Source organism: uncultured Campylobacter sp. (assembly GCF_938018145.1).
Lineage (GTDB): Bacteria > Campylobacterota > Campylobacteria > Campylobacterales > Campylobacteraceae > Campylobacter_A.
On the sequence record NZ_CALIII010000090.1, the window covers coordinates 1 to 3,446 of the forward strand.

The 3,446-nt window shown below is 47.1% G+C and carries 5 protein-coding genes; 1 reads left to right on the plus strand and 4 read right to left on the minus strand.

Annotated elements, in window-relative coordinates; genetic code table 11:
* Window positions 1–500 (minus strand): DnaA/Hda family protein (locus Q0338_RS01915; RefSeq protein ID WP_298085284.1); only part of this gene is annotated, 500 nt, incomplete at its 3' end.
* Between the two features lie 114 nt (window positions 501–614).
* Here Q0338_RS01915 and ruvC point away from each other — a divergent pair.
* Window positions 615–1,088, plus strand: a complete 474-nt coding sequence (ruvC, locus tag Q0338_RS01920; RefSeq protein ID WP_298055869.1) for a crossover junction endodeoxyribonuclease RuvC — start codon at window positions 615–617, stop codon at window positions 1,086–1,088.
* Between the two features lie 91 nt (window positions 1,089–1,179).
* Here ruvC and Q0338_RS01925 read toward each other — a convergent pair whose 3' ends face one another.
* The 3 genes from Q0338_RS01925 to Q0338_RS01935 form a co-directional block, all read right to left on the minus strand.
* Complete coding sequence (locus tag Q0338_RS01925) at window positions 1,180–2,196, minus strand: hypothetical protein (protein WP_298085285.1); 1,017 nt, start codon at window positions 2,194–2,196, stop codon at window positions 1,180–1,182.
* A gap of 86 nt (window positions 2,197–2,282) precedes the next feature.
* Window positions 2,283–2,903 (minus strand): FAD-dependent thymidylate synthase, encoded by a 621-nt coding sequence (thyX, locus tag Q0338_RS01930; protein ID WP_298085286.1) that lies wholly within the window; start codon window positions 2,901–2,903, stop codon window positions 2,283–2,285.
* Window positions 2,904–2,992: 89 nt separating this feature from the next.
* A partial coding sequence (locus tag Q0338_RS01935; protein ID WP_298085287.1) for a flagellar hook-basal body complex protein occupies window positions 2,993–3,446 on the minus strand: 454 nt, incomplete at its 5' end.

The window sequence follows — 3,446 nt, forward strand, 5'->3', positions numbered from 1 at the left end:
CAAATGACCATTTTGCCGCCGTTTAGACAAAAATTTCCGACCGATTGTAAAAGGTGAGTTTTGCCAAGTCCGGTTGGGCCGTAGATAAAAAGCGGATTGTAAATTTTTCCCAGCTGTTCGGATACGGCTTTAGCGCTTAAAAATGCGAATTGATTCGAGTCGCCGACGACGAAATTTTCAAAAGTGTAGCTTGGATTTAGCAGGCTGCTTTGCGCTTTTATCTCTTTGACGTCCACTTTTTTAGCCGGTTTGCTTTGCGTTTTGGTCGCGGCTTGGACGTTGATCACGGGTTTTTGTCCGGTTTTTACTTCAAAAAGGTGAGCGATTTTTGAGGCGTATTTGGTCTGGATAAATTTGGCGATAATCTCGTTTGGCGCGTTAAATACGACGTTCGTCGAATTTGAGCTTTTTTCGTTAAATTTAAGCTGCTTGATGTAGCATTCAAATTCCGACGGTAAAATTTCTTTGGAAAGTAGCTCCAAAACCTCGTTTGCGACCAAATTTTTGCCTTTAAGATTAATTCGCTAGATTTTATCTTAAATTTGTTAAAATGGCGTTGAAATTCGTTTTTTCACGGTGTGAAAAAAGCGTGAAAAACTATTGAAAAGAGCGAGATGAAAATTTTAGGAATCGATCCGGGATCGCGAAATTGCGGCTATGCGATCGTCGAAAAGACGCCCGTGAAAACTATTTTGATCGAGGCGGGACTAATCAAAATAAAACCGAATTCTTTGCAGTATCAAATCACCGAACTTTGCGAGGGACTCGACCTGATTTTTAAAAATCACAAATTTGACGAAGTGGCGATCGAGGACATATTTTTCGCTTATAATCCAAAAACGGTTTTAAAGCTCGCGCAGTTTCGAGGGGCGCTCAGTCTTAAAATTTTGCAGCTTCACGGCGATTTTGCCGAGTATACGCCGCTTCAGGTTAAAAAAACGGTTACGGGCAAAGCCAAGGCCGACAAAGAGCAAGTGGCCTTTATGGTTAAGAAAATTCTCGGTATAACAAAGGAGATCAAACCGCTTGATATCACCGATGCCATCGCTATCGCGCTAACGCATGCGAATAATTTACGCTTAAAATAAGCTCAAATTTTGCTTATTTTTTAGTAAATTCGGCTTTAAATTTCGTCATGTTTTAGCGCAAAATTTGATTGCTTAAATTTTATCTCCGCGCTCACTCCACTATCGTAATCCCCGCATCTGCGCAGGCTTTTCGCGCCTTTTTGGATATGCCGATGCCGGTCGTTTCGATTTTTTTAAGATTAATGAAGGGCGCAAGCTCGGCGGCGTCAATGTTTTTAATGTCGAAAAGCTCGTCCTCGCCGTCCCAATCAGGCGCGATTTGCAGGTAAATTTCGTTTCCGCCGTCAAGATAGAGCTCGCTCACCTGCTCCGCCAAATCTGCAGGAACCGGATAGTCCTTGAACCACTTTTTGGCTTGCGGCAGGGCGCCGAAGTCCGCGTACGGATCGATGCCGCGCTCCTCGCAGTACTCAAACACGTCAAATTTAGGCTCCAGCAGGGCTTTTTCATACATCAGCTCGTTCATCACGGCGATTTTGAAATTGAAATTTTTAAACGCTAGCGTCTCGCCAGCCGCGCGCGGAAGCTTAAATTTATCGCTCGGCCTCGGCTTTAGCTTTTTCTCTTTTTGATTGATGCAGACGCGCCCTATCGGCATTTTCGCAGCTCGCACGATGTCTGCGATCTCGTCGGTGTCACGCTTAGCGAAGCGCTCGGCGAAGTCCATCGCGCCTATGCGCTCCTGTACGGTCTGTGCGAGAGCTAGTGAGACTTCGAATTTGCCGAGGCTAAGCTCCAAAAATATATATGCGCCGCGCAGCTCCTGTTCTGGCACGGCCTCAAGCGGCGGTCTGCCATCTATCGTGAACGCGCCGCCATAGAGCTTGCGCGGAACCTCGTGCTGCACGCCCTTTGCGACCTCAAGCATCAAATTTATCTCGGAAAGCCTCGGTTCTGCGAGTTCGTCTGCGCGCACGAAGGCGAAAATCCCCGCCTCATCCCAAAAATAGCGGCTTTTGCCCTCTCCGTCATCGATCACGCGCGGCTGGCCCAAGGCTTCATTAAATTTAGCTAGATCAAACCCGCAGTTTACGCCGCCGATGAAAACGCCGTCCGGGCGCACGTCGACATCAAATTTATCCTTTTTAAAAATATCAAATAGCCCCATTTTATCGCTCCTGATTTTTCCTTAAATTTCGTCTTAAATTTTCACACAGCATTGCTTTTATTTTGGAGGTGGCACAAAGCGCTTTATTATTCTTGATTTACGTGATCCTCGAATATAAATTTATGCTCCTGAGGCAGCGACTTGTAAAGCTTTAGTGATAGGTTTCTGATCTCCCAAAGCGCTGATTTTGAGCTGCGAAGCGAGAGGAAATTTTGCAAACTGCGCGCGTTTACGCTCCAAGTGAGCTCGGTTTTGTAGCACTCTGGTAGGCAGTATTTGACGATGTCGAGGCTTTTTGTCGTATTTGCTAGGATTTCGCGCAAATTTTCTAGTGCTTTGATGCTTGCGTTATCGACCGTTTCGTCGCCCGTTAATACTATAAATCTCGCCGCCCGCTCAAAGTCGCCAAGCTCAAATTTAGCCTCTTTTTTTAGCTCTTTTAGCGTGTAGCGCGTTGATTTGACGCTGAGGCTCGCTACGCGGTGACGGGCTAGCTCTTGCAGCAGGGCGCGCGAGATGCCTTGGATGTAGAAGTTGTAGGAGAGGTGCTCTAGCGTGCTGGCGTGTTTAAATTTATTGCCGACGCGCTCGATGAGCTCGACGTCTTTTTCGCCGCCGTTGTCGCCTTTTTCGAAGCTTTGCCAACACGTGCGGATCGCGTGCGAGCAGATGTTTAGCGGGGTGTAATTTAGAAGCGTTACTTGCATTTTTGACTCTTTTAGTTAAATTTAGCGGTAAATTTAGCTAAAAATCAATAAAAAGGGCTTTAGACGAAACTAAAGCCCGAAGAAATAAATTATTTTAATTGAAGCAGCGTGTTTAGCATTTCGTCGCTAGTCGTGATCGTCTTTGAGTTGGCTTGGAAGCCGCGCTGTACGACGATGAGCTGAGTTAGCGAGCGAGATAGATCGACGTTACTCATCTCGAGGCTCGAGGCTGAGATCTTGCCGCGTCCAGCCGTCTGAGCCGCGCCGATGATAGGATCGCCAGAGTTTGCCGTGCGGGAAAATAAATTTCCGCCCTCGCTAGCTAATCCCTCGTTGTTGGCAAATTTAGCTACGCCCACTTGCGCTAGTCCTAGGCTTCTACCGTTTGTAAACGAGCCCACTAGCGTTCCGCTTTGATCTATCCTGATGCCGTTTAGCTCGCCGCTAGCGTAGCCGTCCTGGCTGATGTCGGCGGTGCTCGAGTCGTTATCGGTGCTGGCTAGACCGTCCGTCGTGGCTGTTGTACCGAATTTTAACTCGATA

Excerpts from the sequence above, each read along its gene's own strand:
- thyX (WP_298085286.1), bottom strand. The coding sequence starts at position 2,903 with ATGCAAGTAACGCTTCTAAATTACACCCCGCTAAACATCTGCTCGCAC.
- Q0338_RS01925 (WP_298085285.1), bottom strand. The coding sequence starts at position 2,196 with ATGGGGCTATTTGATATTTTTAAAAAGGATAAATTTGATGTCGACGTG.
- ruvC (WP_298055869.1), top strand. The coding sequence starts at position 615 with ATGAAAATTTTAGGAATCGATCCGGGATCGCGAAATTGCGGCTATGCG.